Raw genomic sequence first — 17,882 nt, 5'->3', positions numbered from 1 at the left:
AAACGCCTGCCGGCGTCCTTTTATGACTCTGACTTCTAAGTTGGAGCGATTGGCGGGATAGGGATGGGGATGGGTTTTCACCCTATACCCATTCCCTCTTTCGTTCTACTACGAGTACCAAAATTATGATTTTGACTCTATTGATTCAGTATGCTGGACTGAGGCGGCTGAAGTAAGTGCAAAGATGGGGGGCTATAGCGTTCGTGTCTTGGAGTCCCTGCATGCTGCTTTGCACGATTATTCCTTTTGTTCAGGGAGGGCAGTATCCCCCCATTCGAGTGCGGAAGGTGCAAGCATCAAACAGGGGCTTTTAGTCGGCACGATATTTGAAGGAATCCGACTCCTCTGTTGAAGTGGTTCGAGCCCCTGGAAGTGTTCCTGCTGCATGCCCATATGATTATTAGGTCGAGGTCCCAGTATAACAAAACCGGCCCTGCTCGCTAGTGACGAGCAGGGCCGGACCTGCGTTCGGGAGGTTCTATACGCTGGCCGCCTACAGGTTAAAAAACACCGGCTTGACGCATACCGGCTTGGATACTTCGGCGGTGTGGCCGGTGAACTTCAGCCGGCCGGTTTCTCCATCCACCGTGAACAAAGCCAGGTTGTTGGAATCGCGGTTGGCCGCGACCAAATATTTCCCGTCCGGCGTCAGCGCAAAATGGCGCGGGTGTCCGCCTTCGCTGGATACGTGCTCCACGTAAGTCAATTTGCCGCTCGCCGGGTCGATGGCGAACTGGACGATGCTGTCATGGCCGCGATTCGAGCCGTACAGGTAGCGGCCGTCCTTGGAAATGGCGACCTCCGCCGTCGTGTTCTCCGCGGTAAACCCGGCAGGCAGGGTCGGCACCGTATCCAGCAGTTCCAGCCGGCCCGATTCCGGATTATACGAAAAAGCGGAGAGCGAAGAATTCACCTCATTGATGGAATACAGGAAACGGCCGTTCGGATGGAAAGCCATGTGGCGCGGCCCCGCTCCCGGCGGCGTCTGCGCTTCACTCTTGCGGACCAGCCGCCCGCCTTGGGCGTCCAGTTCGTACACCACGATGAGATCCAGTCCCAAATCCGCAACCAGCGCAAACCGGTTGTCCGGGCTGAAGATAACCGAATGCGGATGCGGCCGGTCCTGTCTCGCCGGATCGGCTCCTTTCCCTTCGTGCTGCCGTTCATCGGCCAGCTTGCTGACAAGACCGTCCGCCCCGACATTGACGAGGCCGACGTTCCCTCCGTGATACCCCGATACCGCCACAAAACGGTTGCTCCGGTCCAGTTGAATATGCGAAGAAGACGGACGAATCGTCAAGGTGCGGTTCAGTTCGCTTAGCTCCCCTTTCGCGGAATCAATGGCAAAAGCGACCGCTTCGCCGATGCGTTCGCCTTCCGAAACGGTTTCCGAAATGGCGTACAGCCGGCCATTCGCTTCATCGACGCTGACGAACGTCGGGTTCTTAAGTTCGGATACCGCGCTTAACCGGTTCATTTTACCGCTGGACATGTCCAGTTCGTATACATAAACTCCCGGATCCGCCGCCTCGGCGTAGGACCCTACAAATAACAGCAAACGTTGTGTCTGTGACAATTCGCATACCTCCTGGTAAATTGAAATCTAAAGTTGTCGTTCCCTATATTGTTCCCCACTTTGCCATAAAAGTCCAGTCCTCCCCATGAGATTCCCGGCAGCAAAAGCCCAAAATTTTTATTATTTCGCCCTTTTCCCTACCCAAATTTTGAAAAACATGATATACTGTAAGCGCTTCCGTAGCATCATCTAAAGGGGGATTTGGAATGATGAATGTCGGACTGGAAGAAAGAAACGTCTATGAGGATCTCGATCCCCAGGACACGTATTTCTTCAAGATTGGAGTTCACGGACTGGTTTGCTTTCATGGCAGGAATTACAGCATCAAACAGAGACTATCCGCCGAACAGACCTCGAAGCTGATCTCGGACCCTAACTTTTACCGCATTAGCACCAACTGTTACGTCAATTTGTCCAAAGTCTCGGACATCCAGGACAATGTCGTCTATTTTCGCGATGAACGGCACGGCATCAAAACGATCCATGTGCCCAAACGCAATCTGGGGCAAATGAAGCGGCTGATTCCGTCCACCCGACGTAACGTAACCGCTGGGGTCAACTAAACCGGCATATCTTCGGAGCCGAATGGCCAGAGAAAAAGCAGCCTCGCTTAAGCGCCTCTACAGACGCCGGCGGGCTGCTTTTTCTTGGTTCATGCTTGCCTTCTACTTCACGTAAAAACGGGCGGTTTCTTCCCAAATTTCCCCGGCGTTCAGGCTGAACAAGCCGATTTCCTCGCTCGGCAGCTTGACATTGGGGGCGTTGACCAGATTAATTTGCGGCTCGGGACAGAAAAACCCTTCCTTCGCCCCGTTGTTCCAGATCATCCACTGCTTGTAGGACGTCCCGACATCGTACACCAGAGTGACGCCAAGCTTCGTATCGCTCAGTTCCATGCGGTTTCGGCCGTTTTGCGGCGCGGCGGTGTAATGATTGTCCAGCGACGCGAAAAACGGATACACGCCCTCCCCTTGCATTTGCTTTTCCTCGCCGGTAAGCGGCTGGAACGAACCGGTCGGAAGCATCCGTTCGCTAAGCTGCCAACGCTCGCCGATCGTGAGCTTGACGCGGTAATCCTTAGCGTTGCTTCCCGGGGCAAACGGAGCGTTCACCGCCGTATGGAAAGCGAGCAGGCAAGGCATCTCCTTATCCCCGTCATTGCGCACGAACAACTGCTGCGACAAGCCGTATTCGCTGAGCGTATACTTCAGCCTTACCGTAAATTTAAACGGCAAATACCGGTACACATCATGCTGCTCGTCGACGGTCACTTTGACCGTAACATAGCTTTCCAAAGGCGTCTGCCCAAAGTCCTCCACCTGCCAAGGCGTCGTATGTAAAAAACCGTGCAGATGGTTGCCGGTCGAAGCTTCGTTTACCGGAAAACGGTACACTTCGCCTTTCCAGGGGAACAGGCCGTCCTCGTACCGGTTCGGCGGAAACAGCACGGGGATCCCATGCACGCCGGGATTGCTTTTGAAGCTTTCCATTTCGTCCTCCGCCGGTTCGCGCAGAAAACGGTAACCGCTTTCGACATCGCGGAACGCAATCAGATTGCCGCCGATTTCCGGCAGCATGACCGCTTCATACCGTCCGGATCTGAGCCATACCGCTTTTTCTCCCTGATAAGTTCCTTCATAAGCTGTTCTTTCTGCCATCGTTGCAACTCTCCCTTCCATGATTGGCCTTAACACATTCAACTAGTAATATACCTAAAGCGCGTGCAAAAGTCACCTTAACCCCGCACATCAAAACGAATCGCCTATGAAGCGTCGCGCAAAATACGGCGGCCCAGCGATACGACCAGCAGGATCATCCCCGTACCGACGGCAAGCTGCATGCCGAACACCTGAATCCATTTCGGCCAGTGCGCGATCCATTCCAGCACCTGACCGCCCAGCAGCGTTTGAAAAATGGTGGAGGGCACGCCTTCCCAGGTGGCGATAGTCAGATTGCGGCGCTGCTTGGAAGTTTTGCGGCGCGTATACGGTTTGCTTTTCGCGTAACTCAGCAAGATGTCGGATACTCCTGGCTCCACTCGAATAGTTATCTATTGATTTATGCATACTTCAACTGACATGGTCGAAAAAAAAGATGAATGGAGTGAGAGCACTAATGCGCATCTCGGTTTGGAAAACAATTTTGTGTTCTTTGCTCGCTTCCGTGCTGCTGACTACCGCCGTCTCCTGCGGCAACAAGGCCGGTCCCGAAGCCAATTCCGTTCCCCCGGCCGCCTCCACCCCGGTCAGAACGGAAGCGTTTACGGATGTCCGCGGCGCCCAATGGATTCCGCTTTCCCAAGTAGCCGACACGTTGGGTCTTCGCGCTTTGGAAACGGACAGCTCCGCCCGGATCGGCTATACCGATGTCATGTTTGAGGTTCAGCCAAGCCAACGGCACGCCGTTTCTTTCGGCAAGCCGGTATCGCTGCCGCAAGCGCCCATCCGCCAGAACGGCCAGCTGTATATGACGGCCGCATCGGTCTCCACCCTGCTGCAAGGCAAAACCGCGGTTGACCCGCTGTCGGGGCGGCTTAACATCGGACCGATTAACGCCGACGGCGGCGTTGCCGAAAAGAACCCGCAGATCGGCGAATCGAACCGCTACGGCATCCTTGGGGTCGCCGAACACCGGGACGAGATGGTTGCCTATGCGAAAAGTTTTTTAGGCGTTCCCTATGAATTCGGAGCAGCGCCTTACGAGCAATCGAAAGCGTTCGACTGCTCGTCCTTCACCCGCCATGTGTTCAAAAAATTCGGGCAAGACTTGCCGCGGCTGGCCAAAGATCAGGCGAAAGAAGGCATCCCCGTCACCCGGGACAACCTTCAGGCCGGAGATCTGATCTTTTTCACCGTGCCGGGCCGGTTTGAAACCGACAACATTCCCGGCCACGTCGGCATCTACATCGGCAACGGCCAATTCATCCATACCTGGGGAGATCCCGGCGTGGAGATCAGCCCGCTGGATACCGGACATTGGAGCAGCGTCATCCTCTCGATGCGCCGCATGCGCTGAAAGATTCATCAGCGCCCGAATTCGCAAGCCGAGCGCCGCTCTAGGCCGCCCGGCTTTTTCGCTTTTTCAGCTTATTTCCCTTCATTACAAATACAAAGTATAATAAATGTAAGCGTTACTTTCCATATAATAATATGACAGGATTTCAGAGCAAAATCAGAGGAGATAGGGCGATGGAGAAAGACATTTTAAAACAGGCATATGAGCAATTGGGCCTGCCCGAAAACGCGCCCCGCGAGGATGTCGATAAAGCGTTCGACATTCTGCTGCGGAAATCCCGCTCCCGTCAGCAGGATGACCGGTTCGAGCAGGAATACGAAGCCAAAGTCAAAGCCTACAAAATGATTATCGAAGCGGAAGAGCGAAGCAAAGTTGAGGAAATGAGCCGCCAAAGATACGTGAAATGGGGGAAATTTGCCGGCACCGCGGAGAAGATCGACGATTTTTTCCGGCTTTACAAAACGCACTGCATCATCGCTCTGGTGGCCGTGATCGCAATCGTTTTTGGCCTTAACGCCTACCTGGATCACCGCGAGGAGCAAAAAAGACTGGCCGCTCTTCCACCTGTCGACTTGTCCATCATCATGGTCGGCAATTTCCTGACCGATGAAGCGAACGGCGGGACGGACGCGCTGGAGCAGGCGATGACCGCCCAGATTCCGGACTTCAAACGCTTGGAGCTGGAGATGCTGTACTTGCCAGGGCAAAGCGAATCGGGCATGAGCGGCGCGGACATGGCCTACCAGCAGAAAGCGCTGGCCGTGATCGCCACCTCGTCGCCGGATATTTATATTACGGACAAAGCTTCGTTCGATTGGCTGTCCGGAGGCGGCGCCTTCCTCAGCCTTGACAAGGAAGCGGCCGAACTGAAGCCGCTGCTGACCGATGACCGGATCCTCAAAGCCAAATCCGAGGAGGACGGACAAGAGCATGTCTACGGCATCGACGTCACAGGCAGTGCCCTCGCCGACCAGCTGCCGTTGGCGAAACAACAAATGATCATCTCGCTGCGGGCGGACACGCCAAACGCCGATAAAGCGCTCAAGATGATCCGCGAATATCTCGAACACCTCCCTTAGGCGGCGGACTATATCCCCGCTGCCTTTATCCGTACAATCATTCGTTCAACTTATTATGGCCAACGCCGCTTTTTCACCATTGATTATCTTCCGGATATCCATTACAATAACCTCATAAACGCGCGTTTACGAAAGTGGGGACCTATATGCGCAGCGAAGACATAGCCAAATTGGCCGGGGTGTCCCGCAGCACGGTATCACGGGTGATCAACAATTACCCGAATGTTCCCGAAGCGACGCGGGCCAAGGTGCGCCGGGTCATCGAGCAGCACCAGTATGAGCCGAACAGCTTTGCCAGAGCGCTGGCCGGCAAACGTACGGATACGATCGGCCTGTTTGCGATCAGCATGTCGGAACAGGAAAATGCCAGCCGGATTTATCAAAACAGCTACTTCGCCCCCATCGTCGACATGGTCGTCGATACGGCGAACGCCCGCGGGTTTTACGTTCTGATACATACCGTATACTCGCGCGGCGAGTTTCAAAAGGTCAAGCAGGCATTTCAGCAAAAGCGGATCGACGGCGGCATTTTGGTCGGCACGCAAAAAGACATCGAGCTGGTGCGGGAAATGGTCGATCAGAAAGCACCGCTCGTGCTGCTCGATTACGACATTTCGGAAATCATGGCGGAGCGGCTGAACAAAAACCATCTCGCCGTCATCAACTCGATGGACTACGAAGGCACGGCCGAAGCGATCGAATACTTGATCGGCCTGGGGCATCGCGAAATCGGCATCATCAAAGGGAGCATGAACACCTACTCCGGGCGCGAGCGCTATCTGGCTTACGAAAGCACCTTGCAAAAACACGGTCTGCCGCTTTGGGATGACTTTGTTCTGGAGGGAGAATTTCTGAAGGAAAGCGCCTATCGCGAAGCGAAAAGACTTGCGCTGCAAGAGAAACTGCCGACGGCCCTGTTCTGCTCCAACGACGACATGGCTATCGCCGCGCTGGAAGCGTTTACCGAGCACGGGATCGCCGTGCCCGACCAACTGTCGATCATCGGCTTCGACGATGCTCTGTTGGCTTCGCGGATTACGCCCAAACTGACCTCCGTCCGGCTGCCGGTCGATGAAATGGCCAAAGCCGCGGTGCTGAAGGTGATCGAGCTGTGCGAAGCCGACGAGGCGACGTTCAGCACGGTCAGCTTCCCGACCAAGCTTGTGGTCCGGGACACTTGCAAGCCGCCCGTCCGCTGATCCGGCTGCGGCGGACTGCTTCTCCTGCATCTTTCGGGAAGCAGCCTGTCCGCAGGCGGCTTGCCGAATAAAATAAACGCGCGTTCACAAATGATAGGAGAGTGTTGTTTCCATGAAATTCGGAGCTTTTGACGACAAGCGTAAAGAATATGTGATTAACACGCCGCAAACCCCTTATCCCTGGATTAATTACCTCGGCAACGAGCAATTTTTCGGACTCATATCCAATACGGCCGGCGGCTATTCGTTTTACCGTGACGCCCGCCTGCGCCGCTTGACGCGTTACCGCTACAACAACATCCCGCTGGATACCGGCGGCCGCTACTATTACGTCCGCGACCATGACAACGGCGACTTTTGGACGCCGGGCTGGATGCCGGTGAAACGCGAGCTGGACTTTTACGAATGCCGCCACGGCCTTGGCTACACTTCGATCACTGGTGAACGCGGCGGCGTTTCCGTCACCCAGCTGGCGTTCGTGCCGCTCGGCTACAACGGCGAAGTGCATCGTCTGACGGTGAAAAACACCGGCTCCCAGGCGAAAAAGGTATCCCTGTTCTCTTTTGCCGAGTTCTGCTTGTGGAACGCCCAGGACGACATGACGAACTTCCAGCGCAACCTGAGCACCGGCGAAGTGGAAATTTTGGATTCGGTCATTTACCACAAGACGGAATACCGTGAACGCCGCAACCACTATGCTTTCTACTCCGTCAACCGGGACATCGACGGTTTCGATACCGATCGCGAAGCGTTCGTCGGCCTGTACAACGGTCTGCATGAACCGCAGGTTGTCGTGGCCGGCAAAGCTTCCAACTCCGTGGCCAGCGGCTGGTCGCCGATCGGCTCCCATGAAGTGGTGCTGCAGCTCGCCCCCGGCGAGGAGCAGAGCCTTGTGTTCATCCTTGGCTACGTGGAAGTTTCCGAGGAAGAGAAATGGGAAGCGCCCGGAATCATCAACAAAAAGCCGGCGCTTGAAATGATTGAACGGTTTGCCACCGATGCCGATGTGGACCGGGCGATGGCGGAGCTGGCGGCTTATTGGGAAGGACTGCTTTCCAAATACCAAATCCAAAGCGGCGACGATAAGCTGAACCGGATGGTCAACATCTGGAACCCGTATCAGTGCATGGTTACGTTCAACATGTCGCGTTCGGCATCCTATTTTGAGTCGGGCATCGGCCGCGGAATGGGCTTCCGCGATTCGAACCAGGATTTGCTCGGGTTCGTGCATCAAATTCCGGAGCGGGCCCGCGAGCGGATTCTCGACATCGCCGCCACCCAATTCGAAGACGGCAGCGCCTATCACCAATATCAGCCGCTCACCAAAAAAGGCAACAACGAGATCGGCAGCGGTTTTAACGACGACCCGCTCTGGCTCATTCTCGGCACGGCCGCTTACATTAAAGAAACCGGCGATCTGAGCATCCTTGACGAGCAGGTTCCGTTCGACAGCAACCCTGACAACACCGCTACGCTGTTCGAGCATTTGAAGCGTTCCTTCTACCATGTCGTCGAAAATCTCGGGCCCCATGGCCTGCCGCTGATCGGACGCGCGGACTGGAACGACTGCCTGAACCTGAACTGCTTCTCCAAGGAGCCGGGCGAATCGTTCCAAACGACAGCCAATATCGAAGGCCGGGTAGCCGAATCGGTGTTCATCGCCGGATTGTTCGTGTTCGTTGGTCCGGATTTCGCCGAGTTGTGCCGGATACGCGGGCTTGAATCCGAAGCGGCCGAGGCGAACGCGCACGTGGAAAAAATGCGGAAGACCACGCTCGAACATGGCTTCGACGGCGATTGGTTCCTGCGCGCCTACGACCACTATGGTGAAAAGGTCGGCAGCAAAGAAAACGCGGAGGGACAAATCTTCATCGAACCGCAAGGCATGTGCGTCATGGCCGGCATCGGCGTCGAAGAAGGTTTAGCCGGCAAGGCGCTGGCCTCGGTGGCCGAACGCCTGGACACGAAATACGGGATCGTGCTGCAGCAGCCGCCGTATTCCAAGTATTATTTGAATCTGGGCGAAATTTCCAGCTATCCGCCGGGTTACAAAGAAAACGCCGGGATTTTCTGCCACAACAACCCGTGGATCATGATCGCCGAAACGGTGCTCGGACACGGCAACCGCGCGTTTGAGGTATACGCGAAGATCGCTCCGGCTTACCTGGAGGACATCAGCGAAATCCACCGCATGGAGCCTTATGTATATTCGCAAATGATCGCCGGCAAAGACGCCGTCCGGCACGGCGAAGCGAAAAACTCCTGGCTGACCGGCACGGCCGCCTGGAATTACGTTGCGATCACGCAGGCGATCCTCGGCATTCAGGCCGATTTTAACGGCCTCAAGGTAGATCCTTGCATTCCGTCCGCTTGGGACGGTTATGAAATCACCCGCGTCTTCCGCGGCGACACGTACGTGATCCGGATCAGCAATCCGAATCACGTGGAAAAAGGCGTGGCCAGCATCACCGTGGACGGCCAGCCGATCCAGGGCAACGTCATCGCCCCGGCCGGCGACGGCGGCGTGCACCAAGTTGAAGTGGTACTGGGCTAATGAAAAAGCAGGGAAAGGGTGATTATTACCCCTTCCCTGCTTTTTTTATCAGCTAGTATGCTGGCCCGCACGAGACGAGCCCAAATATTCCTTTATGCCATCCACAATGGCTTGAGCCGCTTTATATTGCATTTCATCGGAAAACATCGCTTCCTCATCCGCCGGGTTGCTAAGAAATCCGACCTCCAAAAGAACCGCCGCCATCTTGGTCTCTCTGATGACTTGAAAATTACCGTTTTTCACTCCGCGGTCCTTAAAACCCACGGCTTCCACTAACCGCTTATGAATGGTATTGGCTAATTCTTTGCTGCTGCTTCGCTCATAATAATAGGTTTCCGTCCCGGTCGTTTGCGGTGAGGAGAGAACACTATTGCCGTGAATCGAAACAAAAATATCGGCATTCAATTCATTGGCCAACTTCACGCGCTCTGAACGGGTGGGATAAACATCACTTTCACGAGTCATCACGAGATTAATGTCCGGCTCATTTAAAAGAAGCTCCTGAACTTTCAAAGCTAAAGCCAAAGTAAATTCCTTTTCGTGCCGATTGCTGAAGCTGGTTGTCCCCGGATCGCTGCCGCCATGCCCCGCGTCAATCACTACCGTTTTAAGTCCTGGTTTAACAACAGGATCAACTAGATCAATGGGATCAACAGGATTAGCTGGATTAACGGGGCCGGAATCGGAAAGATCAGAGTTATTCTCCGAAAGGCCTAAATTAACAACAAGGTTACCTTCATTAAATTCATAATTAAACGGAATTTCTTGATTTTCCATTAACTCAACAACGATCCGGACTTGCTTCGGCTCCTGACTAAATAGCGAATATCTGATGTCGGCAATCTGTGAAGATCCGCTTACATCCAATTTCCCGTTTAGGCCGGCATTTAATGACTGGAACGTATCCGAAAATGCCGTGTTCGGCAAATCGATTACAATTCTTTCCGGGTCCTGCAGCGTAAATATGCTTGGAGTAACTTGACCGTCCATTGATGCAACAAGCTGATGATCGCTAAAATGGATTTCGTTGATATGTATCAAGGAGTCATCGGTATTTGCTTCGGACAGCACCGCCTTTTCTCCATTGCTCGTCAGGTAAACCGTCTTATCGGTATTATTCCAACTTACCTTAAGCCCCATTTGTTCACTAACGAAACGAATAGGAACCAGAACCGTATTGTTCCGCATCAAAGGTGCGGTGTTTAATAATACGGGCTCATTGGAGACTTCCGCTTCTTGTTGCCCCACATTTAAAGATATCGCATTCGAATTATTTTGGATTTTAACATTCTGAGTCTTTTGGTCCCACTTGACCTTAAATTTAAGATTTTCAGCAACAACTCTTATGGGAATCATCACATTATTATCTATATTGGCAACTTCGACATTCTCCGGAAGAGCGATTTCCTGACCATCCAGGACAATCTTGGATTGCGCGGCTTTCGCATTGATTTCATGCGGCGATAGAACGATCAGAAAAATCAAACTCAAAAAAAATAATAAAATGGATTTTTTCATTTTACACCTCTAGTAATGGCTTAAAACGTCGTTATTCCGACGATCCCCCGGCGATACCCGTTTGCTTTCGCTGCTGATATATTTCTACACTTATATACATATTTCCTTCTAAGGCTTCATTTTTTCTCATATTCCGCTTTATCGGCCAGACGAAAAAAGCCGGCGCCACGATCGGCGCCGACTTTTTTTCGTCCCGTATCTCAAGCCTTGGCGGGCTTCATGCCAGGCTCTTTTTTGTTTTGGCCGTCTTTGCCAACCTGGACTTTCCGGATGAAGAAAGACAGGACAAAGGCCACCAGCGTGATTCCCGTAGCGACCACAAAGGCGAAGTCGATGCCGTTGATCGTCGCTTCTTTGGTAATGAGCGCAACCTGCTGGGCGTTCGCCGGGTCCTGCGGGTTGATGCCCGCGGACATGATCATTTCCGCCGCCCGATCCTTTGTCCGGCTGGACATAATCGTGACGAGCAAGGCGGTGCCAAGCGCGCCGGAAATCGTCCGCAGCGTATTGGCCATGGCCGTGCCATGCGCGTTCAAGCTTGCGGGCAGCTGGTTCAAGCCGGCGGTCTGAATCGGCATCATCAGCATGGACATCCCGAACATGCGAAGCGTATACATCAGGATCAGATGAGCATAAGTCGTACTGTCGGTCAAATTGCTGAATTCCCATGTCGTGACGGCGGTAATCGCCAGACCGACGACCGCCAGCCAACGGGCCCCGATTTTATCGAAGATCATCCCCGTAATCGGCGACATAATCCCCATCAGAATCGCGCCCGGCATCAGCAGCAGGCCGGATTCCAGCGGCGAAAAGCCGCGGATGTTTTGCAGGTAGATCGGCAGCAGGATCATGGCCGCGTACATCGCCATCGTAACAACCACGTTGATCACCGTAGTCAGGGAAAACATATCGTATTTAAACACCCGGAACTCCAGCATCGGTTTTTCCGATTTCAGCTGGCGCCACAGGAACAACGCCAACGCAATCACGCCGACGAACAGACCGATGATGACCTCGGGTTCGCCCCAGCTTGTGCTGCCCGCTTCGCTGAAGCCGTACAGCACGCCGCCAAAGCCCAACGTCGACAAAATGACCGACAACATATCCAGCTTCGGCCGGGCCACCTCGGTCACGTTCCGCAGAAAAATAATCCCAAGAAGTATGGAAAGGATGGCAAACGGTAAAATGATCCAGAACAACACATGCCAGGACTGATGCTGGATAACCCACCCCGAAAGCGTAGGTCCGACCGCCGGAGCGAAAACCATCGCGATCCCCATCATCCCCATCGCCTGGCCGCGTTTTTCAATCGGAAATATCGTCAGGAACACCACGGTCATCAGCGGCATCAGCACCCCGGCGCCGGCCGCTTGGAACAAACGTCCGATCAGCACCATCGGAAAGCTTGTGCCAATCCCGCAAATCACCGTTCCGACAGCGAAGATCGCCATGGCGGAAATAAACAGCATCCGCGTCGTAAAACGTTCCATAAAATAAGCGCTAAGCGGAATAAGCACCCCGTTCACCAGCATGAAGCCGGTGGTCAGCCATTGAATCGTCGTAGTCCCTACATTCAGGTCTCTCATCATTTGCGGAAGCGCCACATTCATCAAGGTTTGGTTCAAAATCGCCACAAACGCCCCGATAATCAGCGCCATGACGATCGGCCATCTTTTAAAAGCGGCGCCCTCTACAGCAGCGGTATTATTCATTGGTTTCTTCTCTCACTTTCTCTAATGAAGCTATAATTTTTCGATGAGTCTGCAGTAAATGCTCAAAATCCTCTTCCGAGTTCTCCAGTACGGCCGCAATCGCTTTGGAATATTGAAGATCGGTAAGCCGGTAGACCTCCTTCCCCTGCTCCGTAACCTCCAGCGATACGGAACGGCGGTCGCTCTCCAGACGCTTTCTTTCCACCAGCCCGGCTTTGACAAGCCGATCGATAACGCCGCTCGCCGTACTGTTCCCCAAACGCATTAAATCCGCGAGCTCGGTGATCCCGATTTGCGGATTGTCTTGGATCGTTTTAAGGGCCTTGAACTGAATGCCGGTAATCCCGTATTTGTCCGCTTGTTTGGACAACAGCTGATAGAAAGCTTTTTTGACTTCCCGAAAAGATTCCACGATTTCGTGCATACGTTGTTTTTGATCCAAACCGGTTCCATCCTTAAAAATTTAATTATACTTTTTAATATTTAGCATACGAAATATTTTCTGAATATATGTAACAACGTTTCGGGATATTTGTCAATACGATCAACCTGATTTTATCCGCCGGAATTTTTTCAACCTGAAGGTAGCATTTCTCGGAATATTTCGTCCTATACCCTTTTTAGTTCGGATGTTATAATCATGGTAAAAATAACCTACTTTCGAAGGAGGCAATGAATCCAATGTCATGGTTCAACAGACTTCCCCTTAGCGGAAAAATTAACGCCGCCTGCTATCTCGTGGCCGCTCTGTTTGCCGTTCCCGCCCTGATCGTATTCGTGATTCTCGGCCACATCTGGGTCGGATTAATTCTCATCATTTTTTTGGCAGCGCTTACTTACCCGCTCTCCCGCTATCTCGAGCGAGAGCTCACGGATTCATTTTCCGACATCTCCAGCGCGTCCGCGCAGATCGCCAAGGGAGATTTCACCGCCCGGGTGAATGAAAGCGGCGGCATGAACGAGCTCAGCCGCTCGTTTAACGGTATGGTGGACAAGCTGCGCAAAATTTTACAGGAAACCTCGGACATTACCCGCAAAGTGATGGACTCCAGCCGCAGCATTTCGGAACGTAACCAGGGGCTTATTGAGGTGATGACCCAGGTGACGCAATCGTCCAATGAATTGGCGCTTGGCGCAAGTGCCATCAGCGAGGACGTTGGCGGGATGACGGAAGCGATCGGCGAAATTGAAGAGAAAGTCGGCAATTACACCGATTCGACCCGGCAGATGAACCAGCGTTCTGCGGAAACGCTGCAGCTTGTGGAACGGGGCCGGGAATCCGTGTCCAGACAAGCGGAGGGGATGCGCAAAAATATCGAGGCGACGGAAAAAGTCGCCGAATCGATCGAAGCGCTGGCGCAAAATGCCCAAGGCATCACGAAAATTACCCGGGCGATTTCGGAGATCGCCGAGCAAACCAACCTGCTTTCGCTGAATGCCTCCATCGAAGCGGCGCGGGCCGGCGAGCACGGGGCCGGATTTGCGGTCGTCGCCCTTGAAGTGCGCAAGCTGGCCGAGGAATCGAGCGCCTCCACCAAAGAGGTGTTTAACCTTGTCCGCAGCATTGAGCAGGATGTGAAGCAAGCCGGTCAAAACATCAAAATCAACGAGGAAGTCGTGCGCCAGCAAAGCGCCATCCTTCTCGAAGCGGAGCAAATTTTTCAGAAAATCGTCCAAAGCGTCCAGTACATTTCCGAAGAAATTTCCGCCTTTGCCCGGGAAAGCGAAGCGATGCTGGAAAGCGCGCACAACATTTCTTCGGCCATTCAGAACATCTCCGCCATCACGCAGCAGTCGGCTGCCGGAACCGAGCAGGTTTCCGCATCGATGAACGAGCAGATCACCTCCATCCGCGCGATGGCCGATGAGATTGAAGCGATGAAAAACGCCGTATTCCAACTGCAGAAAACGATACATATTTTCAAATTTTAAGTCCGGAAAATCAAAAGACCTTGTTTCCTCTTGCGAAACAAGGTCTTTTCGTTAAGATATATAAAGTAATGGTTTCGGAAATAAAAAGGTTAATCGTTTTCGATCAAAAGGGGGGCCGTATGGTGCAAACCAATCTGGAACAATTTTATCAGGAGCACCGGCTTTCGCTCACCGCATTATCTTACAGGTTAACGGGCTCCTGGTCCGAAGCCGAGGATATCGTTCAGGAGTTGTTTCTTGATTTCCACCGGAACGGAGATGCGGACGGAATCCGGCAGCTGAAGTCGTATTTTATGAAGGCGGTCGCCAACCGCAGCCTAAACGTGCTTAAATCCCCGCGTTATTCCCGCGAGCAATACATCGGATCTTGGCTGCCCGAGCCGGTTTTTGACGCGTCGGGAGAGAAGCTTCTGGATTTACTGCTGAAGGAAGAACATTTATCGTATGCCTTTATGGTCATGCTCGAACGTCTGACCGCCGACGAACGGGCCGTGTTTGTGCTGCGGGAATCTTTTGCGCTGGAATACCCGGAAATCGCCGATATTCTCGGCAAAAGTGAAGCGGCGTGCCGGAAACTGCTGAGCCGTGCAAGGCAAAAAGTCAAAGCGGACCTTCCCGCTCCGCCTCTGAATAACGCTGTAGTGTCCAGATGGGTCAGCGTATTCTCTAAAGCGGCGCAGACCGGCGAATTCGGGCCGCTGCTGGAGCTGATCCGGGAAGATGCCGTCCTCGTGTCCGATGGCGGCGGCAAAGCAAGAGCCGCTTTGCGTCCGATCGTGTCCAAAGCGCGCATCGCCGCATTTTGGGAGGGCATCACCCGCAAAGGATCTCTACGGGGTGAACTGGTGCCGGTCCGGATGAACGGCGAAATCGGGTTGATTCTGTACGATGGCGGCACGCCCGTCAAAGTCCTTCTGTTCGAAGGGGATTCCCAGGGTCGCATTGCCCGTTTTTATCTGTTAGTGAACCCGGATAAACTTAAAAACGCGCCGGCTTTGTAAATTTAAAACTTTTTTCTCCGTTCGGTCACAAAAACATCCCCTCCCTTGTCTTACTTGTGATAACTAGTTATCCACTATCATTTGGAGGTTGATGTATATGAAAGTAAGAATTGACCATTACGCAGCCAACCCGGATATTTACCGGGCGATGAGCCAATTGGAGAAACAGGTGACCGCAAGCGGGCTGGACCGCGTCATTTACGAGCTGGTGAAAATCCGGGCATCGCAAATCAACGGCTGCGCTTTTTGTCTCGATATGCATACGAAGGAGCTGCGCAAGCTTGGAGAAAGCGAACAGCGCATCAATTTAATCAGCGTGTGGCGGGAATCCCCCTGTTATACGGATCAGGAAAAAGCGGCGCTGGAATTGACGGAAGCGGTCACGCTCATCGCCGAGCGCGGCGTACCGCAGGACGTTTATGAACGGGTTCGCACCCACTACAGCGAAAAAGAAACGATGGATCTGATTTTTGCGATCAACGTCATCAATTGCTGGAACCGCATCGCCATTTCTACGGGGATGTTCCCGGGCTGCCGCGATTAATTAAAAAGCCCTGTGATCTGCGCATATGCGGAAAACAGGGCTTTTCGTTTCCGCTTCAATCGCCTCACCAGATTAAAAAAATCAAAAGTAGTTGCCGTAGATGATGGGCATTTCCCCATCTGATTCCCGGTAATATTTTGCGGAACCGTGAGGTACGATAGAGTCCAGCTTTAAAACCAATATTTATAGGGTTCGTGTCTTGGTGTCCCTGTATGCTGCTTGCCTTTGCACGATTATCCCCTTCGTTCAGGAGCAGGGAGCAGGGGGTGGGGTTAGAAAGGATTCAAAAAAAGAGAGAAGAAAAAAACAAAGAAGATGAGGAAAAAATGAGGCGGTTCAGGTGAGATTTTCGGCTTGATAAGGGAACGTGCGTTTGGTATAATGAAATAAATGGAACCTATGTTCGTATATTCTTTATTCGGGGGCGAGCAGATATGGAAGTCAATACGGGAACGGAACTCCAATCATTCAGCAGCCGTTTTAACAGCGAGCAGGATTGCATGGAGGCGCTGATCGCGATGAAGTGGCCAAGCGGCTTCGTCTGCCCGCGCTGCGCTCACACCCGGTGCAGCCGTCTGACTTCCCGGCATATCCCCTTGTTCGAGTGCGGAAAGTGCAAGCATCAAACATCGCCTTTGGTCGGCACGATTTTTGAAGGAACGCATCTCCCCTTGCTCAAGTGGTTCAAGGCCCTGGATTTATTCCTGCTTGAGGGCGGCATCTCGGCGCTGCGGCTGCGCCAGGTGATCCGGGTCGCCTACAAGACCGCCTGGTCCATGTTGCACAACATACGCCATGCCGTGGGGGAGTTCGATGCCCGGGAGCTGCTCTCCGGAGACGTGAAGGTAAACAGCGATCAGTATGGACGTAATCCGTCCCGGTGTCAGCTTTCGCATCCGTACGCCACGGCGGTCGTAGCCGGCTGCACGGTCACGGAGTCGGGCGAGCCGGAGCAGGTCAAAATCCGCCTGGTGCCGCATAAGCGGGGAGGCGAAAAAAGGGCGAACCGTCACGAACTCGATGCGTTCATCAACGGGCACGTGGATGTCCGTACATTGGCGGTACAGTTGTTCCCTCAGGCCTTTCGGCTGTATACGCCCTTGCGGAAAGTGGTGAGAGAGGCGTGGGAATCGCTGAAGAGTACGTATGGAGCCTTGGGGGTGAAGCATCTGCAGGCGTACTTGAACGAGTACACCGGACGCCGCCGGCTGCGCCTGCAAGGAGGACTGCCTGGAGCGGAAGAAACGATGCGGCAGAAGTTACTGCAGATGTGTGTGGCGATTCCGGCGATTCCTTACCGCCGGCTAATCGCGCGCCAACCGTACCAGCCCCTTGCGGCTGCGGCCTGATCGTGGCACTTGAACGGTAGGGGTTATTTGATGCGGATCAACTTGATTGGTGTGGGTCAGCATGATCGGCAGGGGCATTGCTGCTGACGGAAGAGTTCAAGCTACAGCAATGTCACGGTCTTTTCGTTCCCCCGCATCCGGTCCTTCATCTCCCGTCCGATCTGCCTTACTTCTCCGAAACCTGCTTTCTTCTCCTATGCCCATCTAATTTATCTCGATCCTATCTGCTTCTTCACAAAATATGTTCTTCTCCCAAGCTTGTCTATTTCTCTGCTACCTGATCAAACGGGATAATCATGCAAAAGCGTCCGGACAGCGAGTGTTGATCTTCGAAAGCAAATTTCGCATCCCGGTATGCCTCGGAATAAGCCGATCTACATACTCCTGTCACCATCAAGAACGT

At 53.3% G+C, this 17,882-nt stretch carries 15 protein-coding genes; 9 read left to right on the top strand and 6 right to left on the bottom strand.

Annotated features, from left to right (window positions below; translation table 11 throughout):
* Positions 1 to 493: 493 nt before the first annotated feature.
* A complete protein-coding gene (locus NYE69_RS16770) occupies positions 494 to 1,576 on the bottom strand; it encodes a lactonase family protein (RefSeq protein WP_340927106.1) in 1,083 nt (360 codons plus the stop codon).
* Between the two features lie 206 nt (positions 1,577 to 1,782).
* Between NYE69_RS16770 and NYE69_RS16765 the strand changes: the two genes are divergently transcribed.
* The gene (locus NYE69_RS16765) at positions 1,783 to 2,139 is read left to right on the top strand and encodes a LytTR family transcriptional regulator DNA-binding domain-containing protein (protein ID WP_328272288.1); all 357 of its coding nucleotides are present in this window, start codon (positions 1,783 to 1,785) and stop codon (positions 2,137 to 2,139) included.
* A 102-nt stretch (positions 2,140 to 2,241) separates the two neighbouring features.
* Here the strand turns inward: NYE69_RS16765 and NYE69_RS16760 are convergent, their stop codons facing one another.
* Both NYE69_RS16760 and NYE69_RS16755 read right to left on the bottom strand, forming a co-directional pair.
* A complete protein-coding gene (locus NYE69_RS16760; protein WP_340927105.1) occupies positions 2,242 to 3,234 on the bottom strand; it encodes an aldose 1-epimerase in 993 nt (330 codons plus the stop codon).
* Between the two features lie 104 nt (positions 3,235 to 3,338).
* Positions 3,339 to 3,590: a hypothetical protein gene (locus NYE69_RS16755; RefSeq protein WP_340927103.1), complete on the bottom strand. Its 252-nt coding sequence runs from the start codon at positions 3,588 to 3,590 to the stop codon at positions 3,339 to 3,341.
* Between the two features lie 101 nt (positions 3,591 to 3,691).
* On the opposite strand from NYE69_RS16755, the gene NYE69_RS16750 reads away from it, so the two are divergent.
* The 4 genes from NYE69_RS16750 to NYE69_RS16735 all read left to right on the top strand — a co-directional run bounded on the left by NYE69_RS16750 (position 3,692) and on the right by NYE69_RS16735 (position 9,423).
* Positions 3,692 to 4,591: a C40 family peptidase gene (locus NYE69_RS16750; RefSeq protein WP_340927102.1), complete on the top strand. Its 900-nt coding sequence runs from the start codon at positions 3,692 to 3,694 to the stop codon at positions 4,589 to 4,591.
* 173 nt (positions 4,592 to 4,764) lie between these two features.
* Positions 4,765 to 5,670: a molecular chaperone DnaJ gene (locus tag NYE69_RS16745; protein ID WP_340927101.1), complete on the top strand. Its 906-nt coding sequence runs from the start codon at positions 4,765 to 4,767 to the stop codon at positions 5,668 to 5,670.
* A gap of 146 nt (positions 5,671 to 5,816) precedes the next feature.
* The gene (locus tag NYE69_RS16740; protein ID WP_340927100.1) at positions 5,817 to 6,869 is read left to right on the top strand and encodes a LacI family DNA-binding transcriptional regulator; all 1,053 of its coding nucleotides are present in this window, start codon (positions 5,817 to 5,819) and stop codon (positions 6,867 to 6,869) included.
* 112 nt (positions 6,870 to 6,981) lie between these two features.
* The gene (locus tag NYE69_RS16735; RefSeq protein ID WP_316561596.1) at positions 6,982 to 9,423 is read left to right on the top strand and encodes a GH36-type glycosyl hydrolase domain-containing protein; all 2,442 of its coding nucleotides are present in this window, start codon (positions 6,982 to 6,984) and stop codon (positions 9,421 to 9,423) included.
* A 48-nt stretch (positions 9,424 to 9,471) separates the two neighbouring features.
* Here NYE69_RS16735 and NYE69_RS16730 read toward each other — a convergent pair whose 3' ends face one another.
* The 3 genes from NYE69_RS16730 to NYE69_RS16720 all read right to left on the bottom strand — a co-directional run bounded on the left by NYE69_RS16730 (position 9,472) and on the right by NYE69_RS16720 (position 13,095).
* The gene (locus tag NYE69_RS16730; protein ID WP_340927099.1) at positions 9,472 to 10,941 is read right to left on the bottom strand and encodes an N-acetylmuramoyl-L-alanine amidase family protein; all 1,470 of its coding nucleotides are present in this window, start codon (positions 10,939 to 10,941) and stop codon (positions 9,472 to 9,474) included.
* A gap of 200 nt (positions 10,942 to 11,141) precedes the next feature.
* Positions 11,142 to 12,653 (bottom strand): DHA2 family efflux MFS transporter permease subunit, encoded by a 1,512-nt coding sequence (locus tag NYE69_RS16725; protein WP_340927098.1) that lies wholly within the window; start codon positions 12,651 to 12,653, stop codon positions 11,142 to 11,144.
* Positions 12,646 to 13,095 (bottom strand): MarR family winged helix-turn-helix transcriptional regulator, encoded by a 450-nt coding sequence (locus NYE69_RS16720; RefSeq protein ID WP_036622114.1) that lies wholly within the window; start codon positions 13,093 to 13,095, stop codon positions 12,646 to 12,648. Before NYE69_RS16720 ends, NYE69_RS16725 begins: the two co-directional genes overlap by 8 nt.
* 239 nt (positions 13,096 to 13,334) lie before the next feature.
* On the opposite strand from NYE69_RS16720, the gene NYE69_RS16715 reads away from it, so the two are divergent.
* The 4 genes from NYE69_RS16715 to NYE69_RS16700 all read left to right on the top strand — a co-directional run bounded on the left by NYE69_RS16715 (position 13,335) and on the right by NYE69_RS16700 (position 17,479).
* On the top strand, positions 13,335 to 14,585 hold the full coding sequence (locus NYE69_RS16715) for a methyl-accepting chemotaxis protein (protein ID WP_340927097.1): 1,251 nt from the start codon (positions 13,335 to 13,337) through the stop codon (positions 14,583 to 14,585).
* A 119-nt stretch (positions 14,586 to 14,704) separates the two neighbouring features.
* Positions 14,705 to 15,586 carry a sigma-70 family RNA polymerase sigma factor gene (locus NYE69_RS16710; protein WP_328272293.1) on the top strand — a complete coding sequence of 294 codons (882 nt, stop codon included), beginning with the start codon at positions 14,705 to 14,707 and terminating at the stop codon, positions 15,584 to 15,586.
* 97 nt (positions 15,587 to 15,683) lie between these two features.
* The gene (locus tag NYE69_RS16705) at positions 15,684 to 16,130 is read left to right on the top strand and encodes a carboxymuconolactone decarboxylase family protein (protein ID WP_340927096.1); all 447 of its coding nucleotides are present in this window, start codon (positions 15,684 to 15,686) and stop codon (positions 16,128 to 16,130) included.
* Between the two features lie 434 nt (positions 16,131 to 16,564).
* On the top strand, positions 16,565 to 17,479 hold the full coding sequence (locus NYE69_RS16700) for an IS1595 family transposase (RefSeq protein WP_340927095.1): 915 nt from the start codon (positions 16,565 to 16,567) through the stop codon (positions 17,477 to 17,479).
* Positions 17,480 to 17,882 lie beyond the last annotated feature (403 nt).

Source organism: Paenibacillus sp. FSL R5-0527, assembly GCF_038008055.1.
In the GTDB taxonomy this organism is placed as follows: Bacteria; Bacillota; Bacilli; order Paenibacillales; family Paenibacillaceae; genus Fontibacillus; species Fontibacillus macerans.
This window is presented reverse-complemented; position numbering and strand designations above follow the sequence as displayed.